Source organism: Tersicoccus mangrovi (genome assembly GCF_036881825.1).
In the GTDB taxonomy this organism is placed as follows: Bacteria; Actinomycetota; Actinomycetes; order Actinomycetales; family Micrococcaceae; genus Tersicoccus; species Tersicoccus mangrovi.
Map to the genome: position 1 here is coordinate 1 of NZ_JBAJMW010000010.1, position 16,054 is coordinate 16,054.

Genomic DNA, 16,054 nt, shown 5'->3' on the forward strand with positions numbered 1-16,054 from the left:
TCCAGGACATGCTCAACGCCCGCCCCCGCGTCATCCTCCACGGAGCCACCCCCAGTGAGACACTCGACGAACTGATAGCCACAGTCGCACTCACCCCCTGAACCGGCCACCCGCGAGAACGCATCACCCGCCCACTCGAGACCACCGCGTCGCCGAGTGGACGGACGACGTCACCGTCGGACCGCGGGAACGCATCACCCGCCCACTCGAGACGGTCCGCGACGCCGAGTGGACGGACGACGTCGCCGTCGACCCCGACCACCGCATCACCCGTCCACTCGAGAAATCTGCGGGCGGCGCCTCACGACGTGAGCTTGAGGCCGATCACGCAGCCGACGATGCCGGCCACGAGCAGCAGCCGGATGACGGAGACGGGTTCGGCGCCGGTCAGCATGCCCCAGGCGACGGTCAGGGCCGCCCCGATGCCCACCCACACGGCGTACGCGGTGCCGGTCGGCAGGTCGCGCATCGCCCAGGCGAGACCGGCCATACTGCCGATCAGTCCGGCGCCGAAGACGATCGTCGGCACGGGCTTCGAGAAGCCCTCCGACCGCCCGAGCGCCACGGCCCACACGGCCTCCAGCACCCCGGCGATCACGAGTATGATCCACGACATGGCGTCCCTCCTGCGGGCCGTCTTGTCGCTCTCCGGGTACGGCACCCCTCGTCCGGTGGCCCGTCGCGGGCTCCGTCTCAGAGTCGCACGCCCCGCGGTTCCCGGCAACGGATGGTGGCCACCGTCACCGCCACAGCGACGCCAGCCGGCCGGCGTACCGGGCCGCGACGATGACGACGACGTAGATGGTCACGAGCATGAGGCACACCCCGAGCGCCTGGTCCGGCCGCGCCGAGTTCAGCGCCAGGGAGATCTGCAGCGGGAGCGTGCGGGTCTGGCCGTCGATGCTGCCGGCGAAGGTGATGGTCGCGCCGTACTCCCCCAGCGAGCGGGCGAAGGAGAGCAGGGTGCCGACGAGGATCCCGGGCGCCGCGAGCGGCACGGTGATGTACCGGAGGACCTGGTTGGCCGAGGCGCCGCAGGTCGCGGCCGAGAGCTCGAGCTCCTCGTCGACGCCCGCGAGTGCCGTCATCACCGAGACGATGAAGAACGGCAGGGAGACGAACACCTGGACGATGACGACGGCGGCCGGGCTGAAGCCGACGCGGATGCCGAACGTGTCGAGCAGCGAACCGAAGAGCCCGTACCGGCCCCAGAAGAAGAGCAGTACCAGGCCGGAGACCACCGGGGACAGCACGAGCGGCACGAGCAGGGCGCCGCGGGCGAGGTCCACGGCGGTGCCGCGCAGCCGCGTCATCAGGACGGCCACCGGGACGCCGAGCACGACGCACAGCCCGGTGGCGATGGCCGCGGTGCCGAGCGAGAGGGCGAGGGAGCGCTGCACCTCGGGTTCGGCCAGCAGCCCGGGCAGCTGCCCCCACGGCACGTTGACCAGCAGGCCGGCGATCGGGCCGACCGTCAGGGCGAGGACGAGGGCGAACGGTGCCCACAGCCACGCCGGCGTCGTCGCCCGGTGAAGGCGAAGACGTGCGCTCATGCGCGCGTGCCGTCGTGGTCGGCGGCGGGGGTCGCAGCGACGAGCGCGCCGCCGCGATTCGGCCGGGGAGTCGTCACGACGGCGCGTCGAAGCCGGCGCGGTGCAGGATCGCGCGGGCCTCGGGACCGGTCAGCCACGTCTCGAACGCGGTGGCGGCCGGACGCGCCGCGCCGTCCTTCGTCAGGGCGACGGGATAGGGGTTGCCGCCGGCCTCGGGGAGGTCAATGATGCGCACCTTGCTGCCCGCGGTAGTGGCGTCGGTGCGGTAGACGAGGGCGGCCTGGACCTGGCCGGAGGTGAGCTTGGTGAGGGCGCCGCGCACGTTCTCCTCCTCGGTCGTCGCCGAGGGGGTGATCCTCTCCTTCTGCAGCACCTGCTGGCTGACGCGGCCGCAGGGCACGTCCGGCGCGCAGATCGCGGTCCGCACGCCGTCCCGGGCGAGGTCGGCGAGGCCGTGGATGCCGGCGGAGGGGTCGACGGCGAGCACGAGGTGGTTGACGGCGACGACGGTCGGGTCGACGGCGAGGATGTCCTTGCCCGCGAGCGGCTTCAGCGACTCCTGGTCGGCGGTCATGAGCACGTCGGCGTCGGCCCCGGCGATCAGCTGGCTCACCAGCGCCTGGCTGCCCGCGAGGTTGAAGCGCACCTCGACGCCGGGGTGGCTCGCCTTGTACGCCTCGGCGAGCTCCGGCCCGACGTCGGTCAGGGACGCAGCGGCGAAGACGGTGACGGTCTGCTGCCCGGTCGACTGGCTGCCGCCCGACCCCGTCGACCCGGAGGTGCCCGGCGTCGCGGAGCACGCGGTCAGCAGCAGCGCGGCGGCCACGGAGAGGGCACGGACGGGCAGGACGACGGCACGGGCCGAGCGGGGCGTCATGTCCCCATGCTAGGGGCGCGCAAGCACGCCCACATCGCCGATGACCGCCTCTCGCGCGCTGTCCTCGGACGACGGTCGAGCCCGCTGAGCCGTCCGTCGGGGTGGCTCACACCGCACCGGCCAGGGAACGGCCCACCGTGCGTCCGGTGAAGATGCATCCGCCGAGGAACGTCCCCTCGAGTGCGTTGTAGCCGTGCGCACCCCCACCGCCGAACCCGGCGGCCTCCCCGGCGGCGTAGAGACCCTCGATCGGTTGACCGGCGGTGTTCAGCGCCCGGCCCGCCAGGTCGGTCTGGATGCCGCCGAGGGTCTTGCGGGTGACGATCCACAGGCGGACGGCGATGAGCGGGCCGTGCGCGGGATCGAGGATGGCGTGCGGCCGGGCGACGCGCGCGAGGCGGTCCCCGAGGAAGCGCCGGCTGTTCCGGATGCCCATCGTCTGGGCGTCCTTCGAGTACGGGTTCACCAGCTCGTTGTCCCGGGCTCTGATCTGCGTCTCCAGCTGCTGCTCGTCCAGCAGCCCGTCACCGGTCAGGTCGTTCATCTTCCGCACCAGCTCGGGCAGGGTGTCGGCGACGACGAAGTCGGCACCGTGCTCCTTGAAGTCCTCGACCGGCCCCGGTGCCGTGCGGCCCAGCCGGCTGCGCAGCAGCAGGCCGAGGTCGCGGTTGGTGATGTCAGGGTTCTGCTCCGAGCCCGAGAGGGCGAACTCCTTCTTGATGATGGTCTGGTCGAGGATGAACCAGGAGTAGTCGTACTCGGCGATGTCCGGCGTCGCCCGGAGGATCTTCAGGGTGCCGAGCGTGTCGTAGCCGGGCAGGCCCGGGACGGGCAGCCGACGGCCGCGCGCGTCGAACCACATCGAGCTGGGACCCGGGAGGATGCGGATCGCGTGGTCGGGCCAGATCGGGTTCCAGTTCTGCAGCCCCTCGGTGTAGTGCCACATCCGATCGCGGTTGACGAGCCGCACGCCCTGCTCGGTGGCGATGTCGAGCATGCGCCCGTCGACGTGCTCCGGGACGCCGGTGATCATCCTCCGGGGAGGCGTGCCGAGGCGACTGGGCCACCACTTGCGGACCTGCTCGTGGTTACCTCCGATGCCTCCGGTCGCGATGACGACGGCCTGCGCGGTGACGGTGAAGGAGCCGACCCGGTCCCGATTCGACGGGGCCCCGCGAGGGGCGTCGTCCTGCGCGAGCACGGCTCCCGTGACTCCGGTGACGCGGCCGTTCTGGAAGACGAGCCGGTCGACGCGATGACGGAAGCGGAAGATCACGCTGCCCGCCTTCGCCGCCTCCCGCGCCTTGTCGGCGAAGGGTTCGGAGATGCCCGTCCCGGTGCCCCAGGGGACGTGGAAGCGGGGGACGGAATTACCGTGGCCTCGCGCCGACAAGTCGCCGCGCTCGGCCCAGCCGACCAGCGGGGTGAACTTCACGCCCTGCTCCTGGAGCCACGGGCGCTTCTCGCCCGCGGCGAACTCGACGTAGGCGCGGCCCCACTGCTGCGCCCACTCGTCCTCCGGATGGTCGCCCTCGAGCCGGTCCCAGCCGGCTGATCCCTGCCAGTCCTGCCAGGCGAGGTCGAGCGAGTCCTTCACGCCGAGCCGGCGCTGCATCGGCGTGTCGACCATGAAGATGCCCCCGAAGGACCAGAACGCCTGCCCGCCGAGGTTCGCGGCGTTCTCCTGGTCGAGGATCAGCACCTTCTTGCCGGCCCGCACCAGTTCGTTGCTCGCGACGAGCCCCGCCAGACCAGCACCGACGATGATGACATCCGCATCCATGACCGTTCCTCCTGCACCCCGGTGTTCGAGTCGACGCCTTGGTTCACACTGTACTCAGTACAGCGTGTATCGAAACGGAGCCACGAACGGCCTCCCCGCCGCGAGTGGTCGCCCCGCTAGGATGGATCGCTTGAAGGACAGCGTGAACACCGTGGCGCCGACCGGGAGGGTGCCTCGACGCCGAACCGAGACCCGCCGTCGTCTGCTGGAGGCCACGGAGCAGATTCTGCTCGACGGGGGAATCAGCGCCGTCACCGTCGACTCGGTGACGGGCCGGGCCGGCTACACGCGCGGCGCCTTCTACTCCAACTTCACGTCGGTGGACGAGTTGATCTTCGGCATCTACAGCGACCGCCAGACCCGCCTGCTCGACCGGCTGACGTCGGTCGCGGCGGACACCACGGCGATGCACGGCGGAAGCATCCGGAGCGCCGTCGAGACCGTGATCGCCGCCATCCCCTTCGACATCGAGTGGCTGCGCATCCGCATCGGCTTCGCCTCCCAGGCCCGCTTCGATCCGTGCCTGCGTGACCTGTTCGAGGAACACGAGCACCGGTTCCTCGACGCCCTCTCCGTCGTGGTGATGGAGACGCTTCGCCAGGTCGGCCTCACGCCGACCGTGGACGCGAAGGAGTTCACCCGGGCCGTCGTCGCCGCTCACAACGGCGCCCTCGCCAACAGCGAGACCGACGAGGACCCGAGCCGCCTGAGGGTACTCGTGTGCACCGCGGTCGTCCTCTCGTTGACCCGCCCACTGGAGGGCTGAGGGACCACAGTCAGGCCGAGTGCTGCGCCATCCGCCGCAGCGCGACACCCTGGCTCACGGCGAACGCGGCCACGTCCACGGGGACACGGGGGCGGAGAGCGCCAGCACGGCCGGACCGGCGAACGGACCGGCGACCAGCCCGGCGACGCAACGCTGGAAGACCGGCCGCGCGATACGACCGGGTCACGGGATCGGCCCCACGACGGGGTCGACCCGTCGCCTCGCCCCGTCTGCGATTCCGCATCATGGAACCTACTGACCGGTAGACACGAGGGGATTCGCGTTCTAGGGTGGCAGCCACTCGTGTGATTCATCTCACGATTCTTGCCACTCGAAAGGCCATCAGCAGGAGACGACGCCCGTTCGCCGCCACCCTCACCTCAGCCGTCGCCGTCGCTCTCGCGCTGACGACCGGCACCCTGACGGCAGCTCCCCCTCGAGCCGCTGAGAGCGGGGGTGTCACGATCCCCGCGTTCTACGATCCGCCGGCCACCGTGCCCGCGACCCCGGGTGTGCTGCTGCGCACCGAGCCCCTGAGCCTCGGCATCCGCCTGAGCCTGCCGGGGCTCACCGGCCCGCTGCCCGGACGGGCCACCCGACTGATGTACACCTCGACCGACAGCAACGACCGGCCGACCGCCGTCACGGGGACCTACCTCGAGCCGACGGCCCCGTGGCTCGGCGGCGGATCGCGCCCGCTGGTCACACTCGCTGCGGGCACCCTCGGGCAGGGCGACCAGTGCGCCCCGTCTCTCGGCCTGGAACGGCCGCTGATCCTGACGTCCGAGACGGTCAGCGCGAACTACGAGATCCTCTCGGCGTACCGACTGCTCAGCCGCGGCATCGCCGTCGTGTTCACCGACTACGCGGGACTGGGCACCACCGATCGGCTCCACACGTACGTCAACCGCCTCGATTCCGGCCGTGCCGTGCTCGATGCGGCGCGCGCGGCACGGTCCCTGCCGGGCACCTCTCTGACTCCGCAGTCGAAGGTCGCCACCTTCGGCTACTCGCAGGGCGGGGAGGCCTCGGCGGCGGCGCTCGAGCTCGCACCCTCCTACGCCCCCGACCTGCCCCTCGTCGCCGGCTACAGCGGCGCCCCGCCGGCGGACCTGATCCGGGTGCTCAAGGGGATCGACGGCACCATTCTCACGGGCGCGATCGGGTGGGCGATGAACGGCTTCGCGCAGAGCTCGCCGGTGGTGGCGTCCATGCTCGACCGCAACCTCAACGCCCACGGGAAGGACACCCTGAAGGCGCTGTCCACGGAATGCCTGCCCGACGCGTCCGTCCGGCAGGGCTACACCCGGACCAGCAGTTGGACCGTGTCCGGCGAGCCCATCTCGGCCGTACTCGCCCGCGAACCCGCAGCCGCCGCGTACGTCGACGGGCAGCGACTCGGGCGGATGGCGCCGACCGTGCCGACGCGGGTGGTGACCGGGACGCGCGACGACGCCGTCGATCATGCTCAGGCGAGGCAGCTGGCGGCCGACTGGTGCGCCGCCGGGGCCACCGTGGACTACGTGCCGGTCCTGCAGTTGACCTCGAGCGGTGGCACTGCCGTCAACCACCTCGCGGTCGCGCTGGCCGACGGTCTGGCCGCCACCGCCTGGGTGACCGATCGCTTCAACGGAAAGCCGACCTCGGGGAACTGCGCGGCGCTGCCGCGGCTGGGGTAGGAACTGCACGGCCCGGCAGCCCAGCATCGCCGATCGGTGGGCTGCCGGCTGTCAGCACCCCTCGACCCGCGACGACCGCCGCCCGGAGAGGCCGTCGATCCCACCCCGTGTTCTCGGCACGGCACGATCGACCGACTGCCCCACTAAGTTACCGGCGAGTAGCATTGACTCATGCACCTGCTGCTCCGCACGCTCTACTGGCTCATCGTCTCCCGTCGGCGGCCGAGGCTGTCCATCTGGGACACCGCGACGCTGCCGATGCGCGCCCGGCTGACCGACATCGACATCGCCCGGCACATCAACAACGGCATGTACTTCTCGCTGTTCGACCTCGGCCGCTTCGACCTGATGGTGCGCGCCGGCTTCTGGGACGTGATGCGCGAGCGCGGCTGGTCGCCCGTGGTGCAGGCGGAGACCATCACGTTCCGCAAGTCCGTCGTGCTCGGGAAGCGGTTCGCCCAGGAGACGAAGATCCTCGGCCTGGACGAGCGGTGCATCTACGTCGAACAGCGCGTCGTCGCCGACGGGGAGATCTACGTGCGCGCGTACCAGGCCACCCGCTTCGTCTCCCGGTCCGGCCCCGTGCCCAACGAGGAGATCCTGGCCGTGATCGGCGATCCGATGCCGGCCGACCGCGTGGTGCCCGCCTGGCTGCACGCGTGGCGCGAGCAGACCGCGCTGCCGTCGACCCGCAAGCCCGCACCGCACGTCTGGTGACATCCGCAGCACCCTGATCACGTCGACCCGTAGCATGGACGAATGGCAGTGTCCCTCGGCATCCCGCGTGTCCTCCCGACCGCCGGCGTGCCGGATCACGGCGGCCTGACCGACCAGTACGGCCGGGTCGCCACCGATCTGCGCGTCTCCCTGACCGACAAGTGCAACCTGCGCTGCACCTACTGCATGCCCGCCGACGGCATGGACTGGCTGCCCGGCCGGCAGCTGCTCACCGCCGAGGAGATCGCCCGGCTCGTCGACATCGCCGTGGACGACCTCGGCGTCGTCGAGCTCCGGCTCACCGGCGGGGAGCCGCTCATCCGCAAGGACCTCGAGGACGTCATCGCGGGCGTCCGCCACCGCCACCCGGACCTGCCGATCTCCCTGACGACGAACGGGGTCGGCCTCGACCGCCGCGCCCGGAGTCTGCGGGACGCGGGCCTGAGCCGCATCAACGTCTCCCTCGACACCCTCTGCCCCGAGACGTTCGCCGCTCTCTCCCGTCGCAACCTGCTCGAACGGACCCTGGCCGGCATCGCCGCCGCGGACGACGCCGGGCTCGCGCCCATCAAGATCAACGCCGTGCTCATGCGGGGGGTCAACGAGCACGAGGCGAGCGAGCTGACCGGCTGGTGCCTCGCCCGCGGGTACGAGCTCCGGTTCATCGAGCAGATGCCGCTCGACGCCGATCACGGCTGGCGGCGCGACACCATGATCACCGCCGCGCAGATCCGGGCGCTCGTCGAGCAGGACTTCGCCCTCACCGCCCACCCGGCCGAGCGCGACGGCGCTCCCGCCGAGCGGTACCACGCGGTCTCCCGCACGGACCCGGCGCTGCGGGGCACCCTCGGCATCATCGCCTCGGTCACCGAGCCGTTCTGCGGCGACTGCAAGCGCACCCGGGTCACCGCCGACGGCAAGGTGCGCAGCTGCCTGTTCTCCCACGAGGAGATCGACCTGCTCCACCTGCTGCGCGGCGGCGCGGACGACGCGCAGATCGCCCAGCGGTGGCGCCAGGCGATGTGGCTCAAGCCCCTCGCGCACGGTACCGACTCCCCCGGAGCCGAGGGACTGGACGCCTCGGGCTACGTGCAGCCGGACCGCTCCATGAGCGCGATCGGCGGCTGAGCGTGCAGGTCAACTACTACGCCGGGGCGGCCGCCGCGGCAGGCACGGCCGCGGAGTCGGTCGACGCCGCCGGCCTCACGCTCGGCGCCCTCAAGGAGCGGCTCGGCGCCGCGCACCCGGCGGTGCCGGGACAGCCGGTGCTCGACGACGTGCTCGCCCGCTCCTCCTTCCTGGTCGACGGCGTGGCCGTGCGCGACGACGCACGGGTGCTCGACGGCGCCGGCGCGCTCGACGTGCTGCCGCCCTTCGCCGGCGGGTGATGACGACTCCCCCGGCCGGTGACGGGTCCGCCGGCGGCGGTGCGCGTGACGGCGGGGACACCGGCGGCGGACTCCGCGACGGCGGCCGGCAGGACTCCGCCGCGCTGACCCACGCCGGAACCGGCGACGGCGGACGGCACCACAGCGGTGATCGGTCCGATTCCGGGGCGCACACCGACATCGGACCGGTCGGCGGACGGAACCTCGGGGCGCTGCCCGTGGACGCCATCGTGCTGGCGGGCGGACGCGGCTCCCGGCTCGGCGGCGTCGACAAGGCCGCGCTGACGCTGGACGGCCGGCGGCTGCTCGACCGCACGCTCGACGCGGTCCGCGGCGCGGTGCTCGGCGGGGAAACAGCAACGAGGACGGGCACGGGGACGATCGTGGTCGTCGGGCCGGACGCCGTGCTCCCGGCAGGGACTCATCACGACGTCCTCTTCCTCGACCGCCACGTTCGTCTCGTGCGGGAGGACCCGCCGTTCGGCGGCCCGGCCGCGGCGACGGCTGCCGGTCTCGCCGCGCTCGGTCCCACGGATCTCGACGCCGGTGGTTCCGAAGCGGCCGCCTGGGTCCTGCTGCTCTCCTGCGACCTGGTCCACCCCGCCGACGCCGTCGCCGCGCTGCTGCCCGCGGTGCGGTCGGCGATGCGGTCGGCCGACGGCACGGTGGACGCGGTCGTCGGCGTCGACCCCGACGGGCGCCGCCAGCCGCTCACCGCCGCCTACCGCCGCGGTCGACTCGAGGCGTCCGTCGCCGCCCTGACCGTCGCTCGCGGCCACCTCACCGGCGCCTCGATGCGGGAGCTGACCGGCGGCCTCCACGCCGCCGAGGTGCCGCTGACGAGCGCGGCGAGCGCCGACGTCGATACCGTGGAGGATGCGCACCGGACCGGGGTGCGGCTGCCGTACTCGCCGGACCAGCGAGCCGAGGAGGACGCATGAGCGAGAAGGACGACATCCTGCAGGACTGGGCCCGGCGGCTCGCGGAGCAGCTGGGCGTCCCGTTGGAGCAGGTGCCCGTCGACGACATCCTCGGTCTCGCCGGCGTCGCCGCCCACCAGGTCATCCGGCCGGCCGCACCACTGACCACGTACATCGTCGGCTTCGCTGCCGGGCTCGCGGCCGCGAACGGCGGGTCCGGGCGCCCGGGAACGGAGATGGACGTGTACGCCGACGCCGCCCGTCGCCTCGCGGACACGGTCGCCGCGGAGCGCGCTGCCGCCGACGCCACGCCCGCCGAGCATGCTCCGAGCGACCCCGTAACCGACCCGGCGGGTGGAGCCGCGAGCGACCCCGTAACCGACCCGGCGGGCGGAGCCGCGAGCGGACGTCCGGGTGATGGCGGCACCGGCCAGGACGCGACGCGCCCGGCCCCCGGCGAGCCCGCTCCGTGAGCGGCGACGCCACGCCCCCCACCGCCCACCAGCACGTCACCTGGCACCAGGCCCGCGCGATCGCCCACGCGGCCGCACCGCTGCTCCCGGCCCGCGCCGTCCCCGTCACGGAGGCGCTCGGCTGCCCCCTCGCCGCCGACCTCACCGCCCCCGCCGATCTGCCCCACTACGCGTCCTCCGCGATGGACGGCTGGGCCGTCGCCGGCACCGGGCCGTGGCGGCTCGGCGCGGACCCGGGCAGGAGCCTGGCCACCGAGCTTCAGGCCGGCGACGCCGTCCCCATCCTCACCGGCGGAGCCGTCCCGGCCGGTACCACCGCCGTCCTGCGCAGCGAGCACGGCCGCATCGACGACCTCGCCGGAACGGGCGACCGGAAAACCGCCGTGCTGGTCGACGTCGGGCCGGCTCCCGTACCGCCGAACGCGCACATCCGCCCCGCCGGGGAGGAAGCGGCCGCCGGTGACGTGCTGATCGCCGCCGGCGAGGTACTGACCCCGGCCCACATCGCTCTCGCTGCCGTCGTCGGCGCCGACACCCTGACCGTCCGGCCGACCCCGACCGTCGCCGCGCTGCTGACCGGCGACGAGGTGATCACCTCGGGTCTGCCCGCGGCAGGACAGGTGCGTGACGCCTTCGGCCCCCAGCTACCCGCCGTCGTGAACCTGCTCGGCGGCCTCACCACCGCGGTCGACCGGCTGCCTGACGACCGCGACTCCGTCACCGCGGCCCTGTCTGCCGCGACGGCCGACGTCGTCATCACCACCGGCGGCACCGGGCGGTCCCGTGCCGACCACGTCCGTTCCGGGCTCATCGACCTGGGTGCCGAGCTGATCATCGACGGCATCGACGTCCGGCCCGGCCATCCCGCGGTACTCGCGCGGCTGCCCGGCGGCGGACCGCTCGTCGTCGCGCTGCCCGGCAATCCCCTGGCGGCCATGCTGACGCTGCTCACGCTCGCCCAGCCGGTCCTCGCCGGGCTGCTCGGCCGGCCGCGGCCCGGCTCGGTCCTCGCCCGCAGCGCGGTCGACCTGCCGCCCGGCCGCGCGACCCGCCTCGTCCCGGCCCGGCGCGTGTCCGGCACCGACGGCGTCACCCCGTGCGGGCACTACGGAGCCGGGATGCTGCGCGGCCTCGCCGACGCCGACGTCGTGCTCGTCGTCCCGCCGCGCGGGCTCGTGGCGTGGCGGGAGGCGGAGGCCGTCGCCCTGCCGTGGACCCGGCAGCACGTCGACGCGGGATGGCCGGGCGTCACGGCGAGCCGAACCCCGGGCACCCCCGACGGCGGCACGCTGAAGCATTCGCCGACCCCTGACGGCCCGGAGACGTGCGGCGATGGGCCGGCGCCGGTGAAGCCGGTGGTCCGCGTCGAGGGCCCGCGTATCTGATCCGGCCGCGCTTCCCGATCGAGCAACGAACCTGTCTGAGCCGGCCGGGCCTCTCGATCGAGCAACGAACCTGATCAGACGGATCTCGCAGGGCAGCGGTCGTGGCCGGTACTGCTTCCGGTACCGCAGCGATGCAAGGGCTACACCGAGTGCGACGCGTGTGACTGGTGGGGCCGCGAATGCGCCACACCCGTCCCTCCCGTCACACTCGGTGTAGCCGTCGGATCGCCGCACCGGCCGACCGCCTCACGCGCCGCTCCCCACCCGGTGCGGATCACGGACCACACCGAGTGGGACGCGTGTGACTGTCGGGGCGCCGAAGACGCCTCACCCATCCCGGGTGTCCCACTCGCTGTGGCCACTGGTCACCGACGATGCGGACCGGTCGCCTCCCGGACCGTCGCGATGCAAGGGCTACACCGAGTGGGACGCAAGTGACTGCTGGGACGTCCTCGGCGCCACACCCGTCCCGCCCGTCACACTCGGTGCAGCCATCGGATCGCCGCATGTCGCGACCGAGCTCCACCGCGGCCCGGAACGATCCGCCGGATCCCGCAGCCCGAACCCGGATCAGCGCGACGGCAGCGGGACGATCGTGTGCCGCACGAGTACCCCGTCCTCGATCAGCAGCTCCCCGTAGGTCGCCCGCGGCTGGCGCCGCTTGTCCGTCGGCGACCCCGGGTTGAACAGGTGCACCGCCCCGGCCGGCTCGTCGAGCGGGATGTGCGAGTGGCCGAAGACGACGAGGCCCGCCTCCGGGAAGCGGCGCCGCATCCGCCGGTCGCGGCCCTGCTTCGGCCCGGCGTCGTGGATCATCGCCACGACGAGTCCCGCGAGGTCGAGCGCGAGCGTCTCCGGGACACCGCGGGAAGGCACACCGGCCCCGCTCCCCGACCACGCCGCGACGTCCTCGCCGTCGTTGTTGCCGCGCACCACGTGCAGCGGGGCATGCGCGGCCAGGTCGTCCAGCACGGCCGGCGTGCACACGTCCCCGGCATGCAGGATGACGTCGGCGGCCGCGAGGGGCTCGCGCAGCCCGTCGGGCACGCCCTTCCAGAAGCGCGGCGCGTGGGTGTCGGAGAGCACCAGCACCCGCAGCGAAGTCACCGCCGGTGCTCCACCGTGCCCGTGTGGACCCCGAACGCACCCGCCCGGTGGTCGGCGACCCAGTCCTGCAGCACCCGGCGCACGCTGTGGAAGCTCAGCGCGGCCCACGGGATCTCGTCGATGCGCACGAGGGCGTTCTCGATCGTCTCCGGCCCGGGTTCGAGGTCCAGGTCGAGCAGCCGCGCCCGGTAGAAGAGGTGCACCTGGCGCACGTGCACCGCGTCGAGGACGGAGAACAGTCCCTCGAGCTCGATGTGCGCGCCCGCCTCCTCCCGGGTCTCCCGCGCGGCGCCCTCGGCCGCGGTCTCCCCGACCTCCATGAAACCGGCCGGCAGGGTCCAGTACCCGCGCCGCGGCTGGATCGCCCGCCGGCACAGCAGGATGCGCGGCTGACCGTCCTCGTGCTGCCACACCGGGACGGTGCCGACGACGTTGATCGGGTTGACGTAGTCGATGTAGCCGCAGTTCGGGCACACGGCCCGCAGCCGGTCCTCCATCGGCGGGACGCGCTGCTCGACGGCGTGGCCGCAACGGCGGCAGAAGTGGATCTCGGGGACGGCCATGCTCCAGCGTCTCACCTGCGATGCGATCCGCGGAGGCCCGATGACGCCCCGCGGCGGCTCGGTCAACCGGCTCGAACGGCCCGCTGACGGACGCGCATAATCGGAAGCAGTCCGGCTCAGCCCGCGACGGCCTGCACCCACACCCCGATGACGAACACGCTGACGGCCAGGCAGCCGCACCCGAACTCGACGAGGATGCCGAGGCCCGTGGCCTTGACCGCGGCCCAGCTCGTCGTCAGGGCCGCCCGCAGATCTCGCTGACGCACCAGTTCACTCAGCAGCAGCCCGGCGACGAAACCGACGAGCAGCCCGACCACCGGGATGAGGAACGCCCCGACGACGGCCGCGACGAGCCCGACCAGGATGGACCGGTTCGGGATCTGCCGAGCCTTGAGCCGGCGTCCGGTCAGCACCCAGCTCGCCGACATTCCCGCGGCGGCGAGCAGCGTGCCGACCGCGAAGACGACCCACCCGGTCGCCGACCCGAGGGTGGCCGCCCAGATCAGCAGGCCGACGACGATGAGGATGCTGCCCGGCAGCACCGGCACGACGATGCCGATCAGTCCCACCAGCAGGACGACGCCGACGATCACCGTGGCGAGGACCTGGCCCGCCGTCATCGGCGGCGCCTCGACGGCGACCGTCGTCAGGGGGGACAGCGCAGCCGGGATCATGGCCGCATCGTCTCACGCCGTCGTGCGCGCCGGTGCGCGGATGCCCGGGCCGGCCGGGCGGATCGAGCATCCACCGGAAGCGCCCGGGCCGGCCGGGACCTCAGCGGGCGAGTTCCTCCGCGAGCGCGGCGACGAACGCGTCCACGTCGGCCTCGGTGGTGTCCCACGCGCACATCCAGCGGACCTCGCCCGTGTGCTCGTCCCAGTCGTAGAACCGGAAGCGGGCCCGCAGCCGCTCCGCCACATCGCGGTCCAGGATCGCGAACACGGCGTTCGCCTGCGTCGGCTGGGTGACGCGCACCCCGTCCAGCGCCTCGACGCCGGCCCGCAGCCGCTGCGCCATGGCGTTGGCGTGCCGCGCGGAGGTGAGCCACAGGTCGCCCTCGAACAGGGCGACGAGCTGGGCGGAGATGTACCGCATCTTCGACGCCAGCTGCATGTCCATCTTCCGCAGGTACGGCAGCGCGGTGGCCAGCTCGGGGTCGAAGACGACGACGGCCTCGCCGAACATCAGGCCGTTCTTCGTGCCGCCGAACGAGATGGCGTCCACCCCGGCGTCGCGGGTGAACACGCGCAGCCCCTCGCCCAGGGTCGCGGCGGCGTTGGCGAGCCGGGCTCCGTCCAGGTGCAGCTTCATGCCGCGCTCGTGGACGTGGTCGGCGATGGCGCGGATCTCCTCGACGGAGTAGCAGGTGCCCATCTCGGTGGTCTGCGTGATGGAGACGGCGAGCGGCTGCGCCCGGTGCTCGTCACCCCAGCCCCACGCCTGGCGGTCGATCAGCTCGGGCGTGAGCTTGCCGTCGGGCGTCGGGACGGTCAGCAGCTTCAGGCCGCCGACCCGCTCGGGTGCGGCGTTCTCGTCGACGTTGATGTGCGCGGTCTCGGCACACACGACGGCGCCCCAGCGCGGCAGCAGCGACTGCAGGGAGACGACGTTGGCACCGGTGCCGTTGAAGACGGGGAACGCGAACGTCGGGGTGCCGAAGTGCCGGCCGAGCACCTCCTGCAGGCGCTCGGTGTACTCGTCCTCGCCGTAGGAGATCTGGTGGCCGGTGTTGGCGGCGACGACGGCGTCGAGCACCTCGGGGTGGACGCCGGCGTAGTTGTCGGAGGCGAAGGTCCGGGCGTGCCCGGGGGGCAGGTCGCTGCCGAGTGCCTGATCGCTGGTGGAGAGGGGGGCGAAGTCGGCCTCGGAGTGCTCGCTGGCCTCGGAGCCGTGCGCGACGCGCGGAGTTTCAGTCACGCTCCTACTGTGACCGATGCCGCACGATTCCCCCAAGTCGCCGGCTCCCGCACGCCTCGCCGTCACGTCCAGAAGATCGGCAGCGCCTCCGGGTAGCGGGCGTGCACGATCGAGAGGAACACGACGACGTCGAACAGGAGGTGCACGCACAGCACGTACAGCAGCGAGCGGGTGCGCATGAACAGGTACCCCTGCAGCAGGGCGAACGGGACGGTCAGCGCCGGACCCCACGCCTGGTACCCGAGCTCCCACAGGAAGCTGACGAAGACGATCGCCTGCAGCACGTTGGCGTGCCAGAACGAGAAGTGCCGGGCCAGCAGCGCGAAGACGGTGCAGATGAAGAAGAACTCGTCCCACGAACCCATGTACGTGACGCCGACGAGGAAGCGCCCCACCTCGGTGCCGTCGGCCAGCGGCGGCCAGTTCAGGTACGCGCCGCTGCGCACGAAGTACACCGGCAGCACCACCCAGCCGATTGCGGGCACGGCCACCAGGTAGGCGATCATCCCCCGCGTCCACCGCTGCCCCGAGAGCCACCGGAAGCGGACGGCGTGGTCGCCGTACCCGAAGCGGGAGAGCAGGTAGGGGACGGCGACGGCCATCGTCAGCACCGTCCCGAGCAGAGCGATGTTGACCCAGCCGACGTCGGCCCGCACCGAGACGGTCGAGACGATCACGAGCCCGACGGCGATCAGGAGCAGGTCGCGCAGGAGCAGCCGGTCCAGCCACACGTACAGCCCGATGCCGGCCGCCATCGCCAGGTAGCCCACGGGCCGCCACTCGAGGGCGAAGAGGAAGAAGCCGGAGAGGCAGACCAGCAGGGCCGGCACCAGCGCAACGCTCCACCCGTGCCGCTCGCTCCGTCCCTCCATGCCGCCATTCTGCCCGGACCGGACGCGGCTACGATGAGAACAGGTCTCAACCGA

Annotated in this window: 17 protein-coding genes and 1 riboswitch; of the genes, 8 read left to right on the forward strand and 9 right to left on the reverse strand. The window is 72.6% G+C overall.

The window, feature by feature from the left end:
* Positions 1 to 301: 301 nt before the first annotated feature.
* The 4 genes from V6N00_RS15940 to V6N00_RS15955 all read right to left on the reverse strand — a co-directional run bounded on the left by V6N00_RS15940 (position 302) and on the right by V6N00_RS15955 (position 4,213).
* The gene (locus V6N00_RS15940) at positions 302 to 616 is read right to left on the reverse strand and encodes a DMT family transporter (protein WP_334233898.1); all 315 of its coding nucleotides are present in this window, start codon (positions 614 to 616) and stop codon (positions 302 to 304) included.
* A gap of 11 nt (positions 617 to 627) precedes the next feature.
* Positions 628 to 692, reverse strand: a riboswitch (guanidine-III (ykkC-III) riboswitch).
* Between the two features lie 48 nt (positions 693 to 740).
* Positions 741 to 1,553: a molybdate ABC transporter permease subunit gene (locus V6N00_RS15945; RefSeq protein WP_334233900.1), complete on the reverse strand. Its 813-nt coding sequence runs from the start codon at positions 1,551 to 1,553 to the stop codon at positions 741 to 743.
* Positions 1,554 to 1,626: 73 nt separating this feature from the next.
* Positions 1,627 to 2,430 (reverse strand): molybdate ABC transporter substrate-binding protein, encoded by an 804-nt coding sequence (gene modA, locus V6N00_RS15950; RefSeq protein ID WP_334233901.1) that lies wholly within the window; start codon positions 2,428 to 2,430, stop codon positions 1,627 to 1,629.
* 106 nt (positions 2,431 to 2,536) lie between these two features.
* Complete coding sequence (locus V6N00_RS15955) at positions 2,537 to 4,213, reverse strand: FAD-binding dehydrogenase (RefSeq protein WP_334233903.1); 1,677 nt, start codon at positions 4,211 to 4,213, stop codon at positions 2,537 to 2,539.
* Between the two features lie 130 nt (positions 4,214 to 4,343).
* Between V6N00_RS15955 and V6N00_RS15960 the strand changes: the two genes are divergently transcribed.
* The 8 genes from V6N00_RS15960 to V6N00_RS15995 all read left to right on the forward strand — a co-directional run bounded on the left by V6N00_RS15960 (position 4,344) and on the right by V6N00_RS15995 (position 11,541).
* Positions 4,344 to 4,979, forward strand: coding sequence for a TetR/AcrR family transcriptional regulator (locus tag V6N00_RS15960; protein ID WP_334233905.1), 636 nt, complete (start codon positions 4,344 to 4,346; stop codon positions 4,977 to 4,979).
* 494 nt (positions 4,980 to 5,473) lie between these two features.
* Positions 5,474 to 6,658 (forward strand): lipase family protein, encoded by a 1,185-nt coding sequence (locus V6N00_RS15965; RefSeq protein ID WP_334233906.1) that lies wholly within the window; start codon positions 5,474 to 5,476, stop codon positions 6,656 to 6,658.
* A 171-nt stretch (positions 6,659 to 6,829) separates the two neighbouring features.
* Positions 6,830 to 7,375, forward strand: a complete 546-nt coding sequence (locus V6N00_RS15970) for an acyl-CoA thioesterase (RefSeq protein WP_334233907.1) — start codon at positions 6,830 to 6,832, stop codon at positions 7,373 to 7,375.
* Between the two features lie 42 nt (positions 7,376 to 7,417).
* Positions 7,418 to 8,503, forward strand: coding sequence for a GTP 3',8-cyclase MoaA (gene moaA, locus V6N00_RS15975; RefSeq protein ID WP_334233909.1), 1,086 nt, complete (start codon positions 7,418 to 7,420; stop codon positions 8,501 to 8,503).
* Between the two features lie 2 nt (positions 8,504 to 8,505).
* Positions 8,506 to 8,763 (forward strand): MoaD/ThiS family protein, encoded by a 258-nt coding sequence (locus V6N00_RS15980; protein WP_334233911.1) that lies wholly within the window; start codon positions 8,506 to 8,508, stop codon positions 8,761 to 8,763.
* Positions 8,763 to 9,704 (forward strand): molybdenum cofactor guanylyltransferase, encoded by a 942-nt coding sequence (gene mobA / locus V6N00_RS15985; protein ID WP_334233912.1) that lies wholly within the window; start codon positions 8,763 to 8,765, stop codon positions 9,702 to 9,704. Before V6N00_RS15980 ends, mobA begins: the two co-directional genes overlap by 1 nt.
* Entirely contained in the window at positions 9,701 to 10,156 is a 456-nt protein-coding gene (locus V6N00_RS15990; protein ID WP_334233914.1) for a DUF6457 domain-containing protein, read from the forward strand. Before mobA ends, V6N00_RS15990 begins: the two co-directional genes overlap by 4 nt.
* Positions 10,153 to 11,541 (forward strand): molybdopterin molybdotransferase MoeA, encoded by a 1,389-nt coding sequence (locus V6N00_RS15995; RefSeq protein WP_334233916.1) that lies wholly within the window; start codon positions 10,153 to 10,155, stop codon positions 11,539 to 11,541. Before V6N00_RS15990 ends, V6N00_RS15995 begins: the two co-directional genes overlap by 4 nt.
* A 570-nt stretch (positions 11,542 to 12,111) precedes the next feature.
* Here the strand turns inward: V6N00_RS15995 and V6N00_RS16000 are convergent.
* The 5 genes from V6N00_RS16000 to V6N00_RS16020 all read right to left on the reverse strand — a co-directional run bounded on the left by V6N00_RS16000 (position 12,112) and on the right by V6N00_RS16020 (position 16,000).
* On the reverse strand, positions 12,112 to 12,648 hold the full coding sequence (locus V6N00_RS16000; RefSeq protein ID WP_334233918.1) for a metallophosphoesterase family protein: 537 nt from the start codon (positions 12,646 to 12,648) through the stop codon (positions 12,112 to 12,114).
* Positions 12,645 to 13,211, reverse strand: a complete 567-nt coding sequence (locus V6N00_RS16005; RefSeq protein WP_334233919.1) for an NUDIX hydrolase — start codon at positions 13,209 to 13,211, stop codon at positions 12,645 to 12,647. The genes V6N00_RS16000 and V6N00_RS16005 overlap by 4 nt, the downstream gene beginning before the upstream one ends.
* A gap of 116 nt (positions 13,212 to 13,327) precedes the next feature.
* Positions 13,328 to 13,831, reverse strand: a complete 504-nt coding sequence (locus V6N00_RS16010) for a DUF456 domain-containing protein (protein WP_334234071.1) — start codon at positions 13,829 to 13,831, stop codon at positions 13,328 to 13,330.
* Between the two features lie 154 nt (positions 13,832 to 13,985).
* Complete coding sequence (locus V6N00_RS16015) at positions 13,986 to 15,026, reverse strand: threonine aldolase family protein (protein ID WP_334234073.1); 1,041 nt, start codon at positions 15,024 to 15,026, stop codon at positions 13,986 to 13,988.
* Between the two features lie 164 nt (positions 15,027 to 15,190).
* On the reverse strand, positions 15,191 to 16,000 hold the full coding sequence (locus tag V6N00_RS16020; RefSeq protein WP_334233920.1) for a CPBP family glutamic-type intramembrane protease: 810 nt from the start codon (positions 15,998 to 16,000) through the stop codon (positions 15,191 to 15,193).
* Positions 16,001 to 16,054 lie beyond the last annotated feature (54 nt).

Bases quoted from the DNA above. Each gene is read 5' to 3' on its own strand.
- V6N00_RS15940 (WP_334233898.1), bottom strand. From the start codon at position 616: ATGTCGTGGATCATACTCGTGATCGCCGGGGTGCTGGAGGCCGTGTGG.
- V6N00_RS15945 (WP_334233900.1), bottom strand. From the start codon at position 1,553: ATGAGCGCACGTCTTCGCCTTCACCGGGCGACGACGCCGGCGTGGCTG.
- modA (WP_334233901.1), bottom strand. From the start codon at position 2,430: ATGACGCCCCGCTCGGCCCGTGCCGTCGTCCTGCCCGTCCGTGCCCTC.
- V6N00_RS15955 (WP_334233903.1), bottom strand. From the start codon at position 4,213: ATGGATGCGGATGTCATCATCGTCGGTGCTGGTCTGGCGGGGCTCGTC.
- V6N00_RS15970 (WP_334233907.1), top strand. From the start codon at position 6,830: ATGCACCTGCTGCTCCGCACGCTCTACTGGCTCATCGTCTCCCGTCGG.
- moaA (WP_334233909.1), top strand. From the start codon at position 7,418: ATGGCAGTGTCCCTCGGCATCCCGCGTGTCCTCCCGACCGCCGGCGTG.
- mobA (WP_334233912.1), top strand. From the start codon at position 8,763: ATGACGACTCCCCCGGCCGGTGACGGGTCCGCCGGCGGCGGTGCGCGT.
- V6N00_RS15990 (WP_334233914.1), top strand. From the start codon at position 9,701: ATGAGCGAGAAGGACGACATCCTGCAGGACTGGGCCCGGCGGCTCGCG.
- V6N00_RS16005 (WP_334233919.1), bottom strand. From the start codon at position 13,211: ATGGCCGTCCCCGAGATCCACTTCTGCCGCCGTTGCGGCCACGCCGTC.
- V6N00_RS16010 (WP_334234071.1), bottom strand. From the start codon at position 13,831: ATGACGGCGGGCCAGGTCCTCGCCACGGTGATCGTCGGCGTCGTCCTG.
- V6N00_RS16020 (WP_334233920.1), bottom strand. From the start codon at position 16,000: ATGGAGGGACGGAGCGAGCGGCACGGGTGGAGCGTTGCGCTGGTGCCG.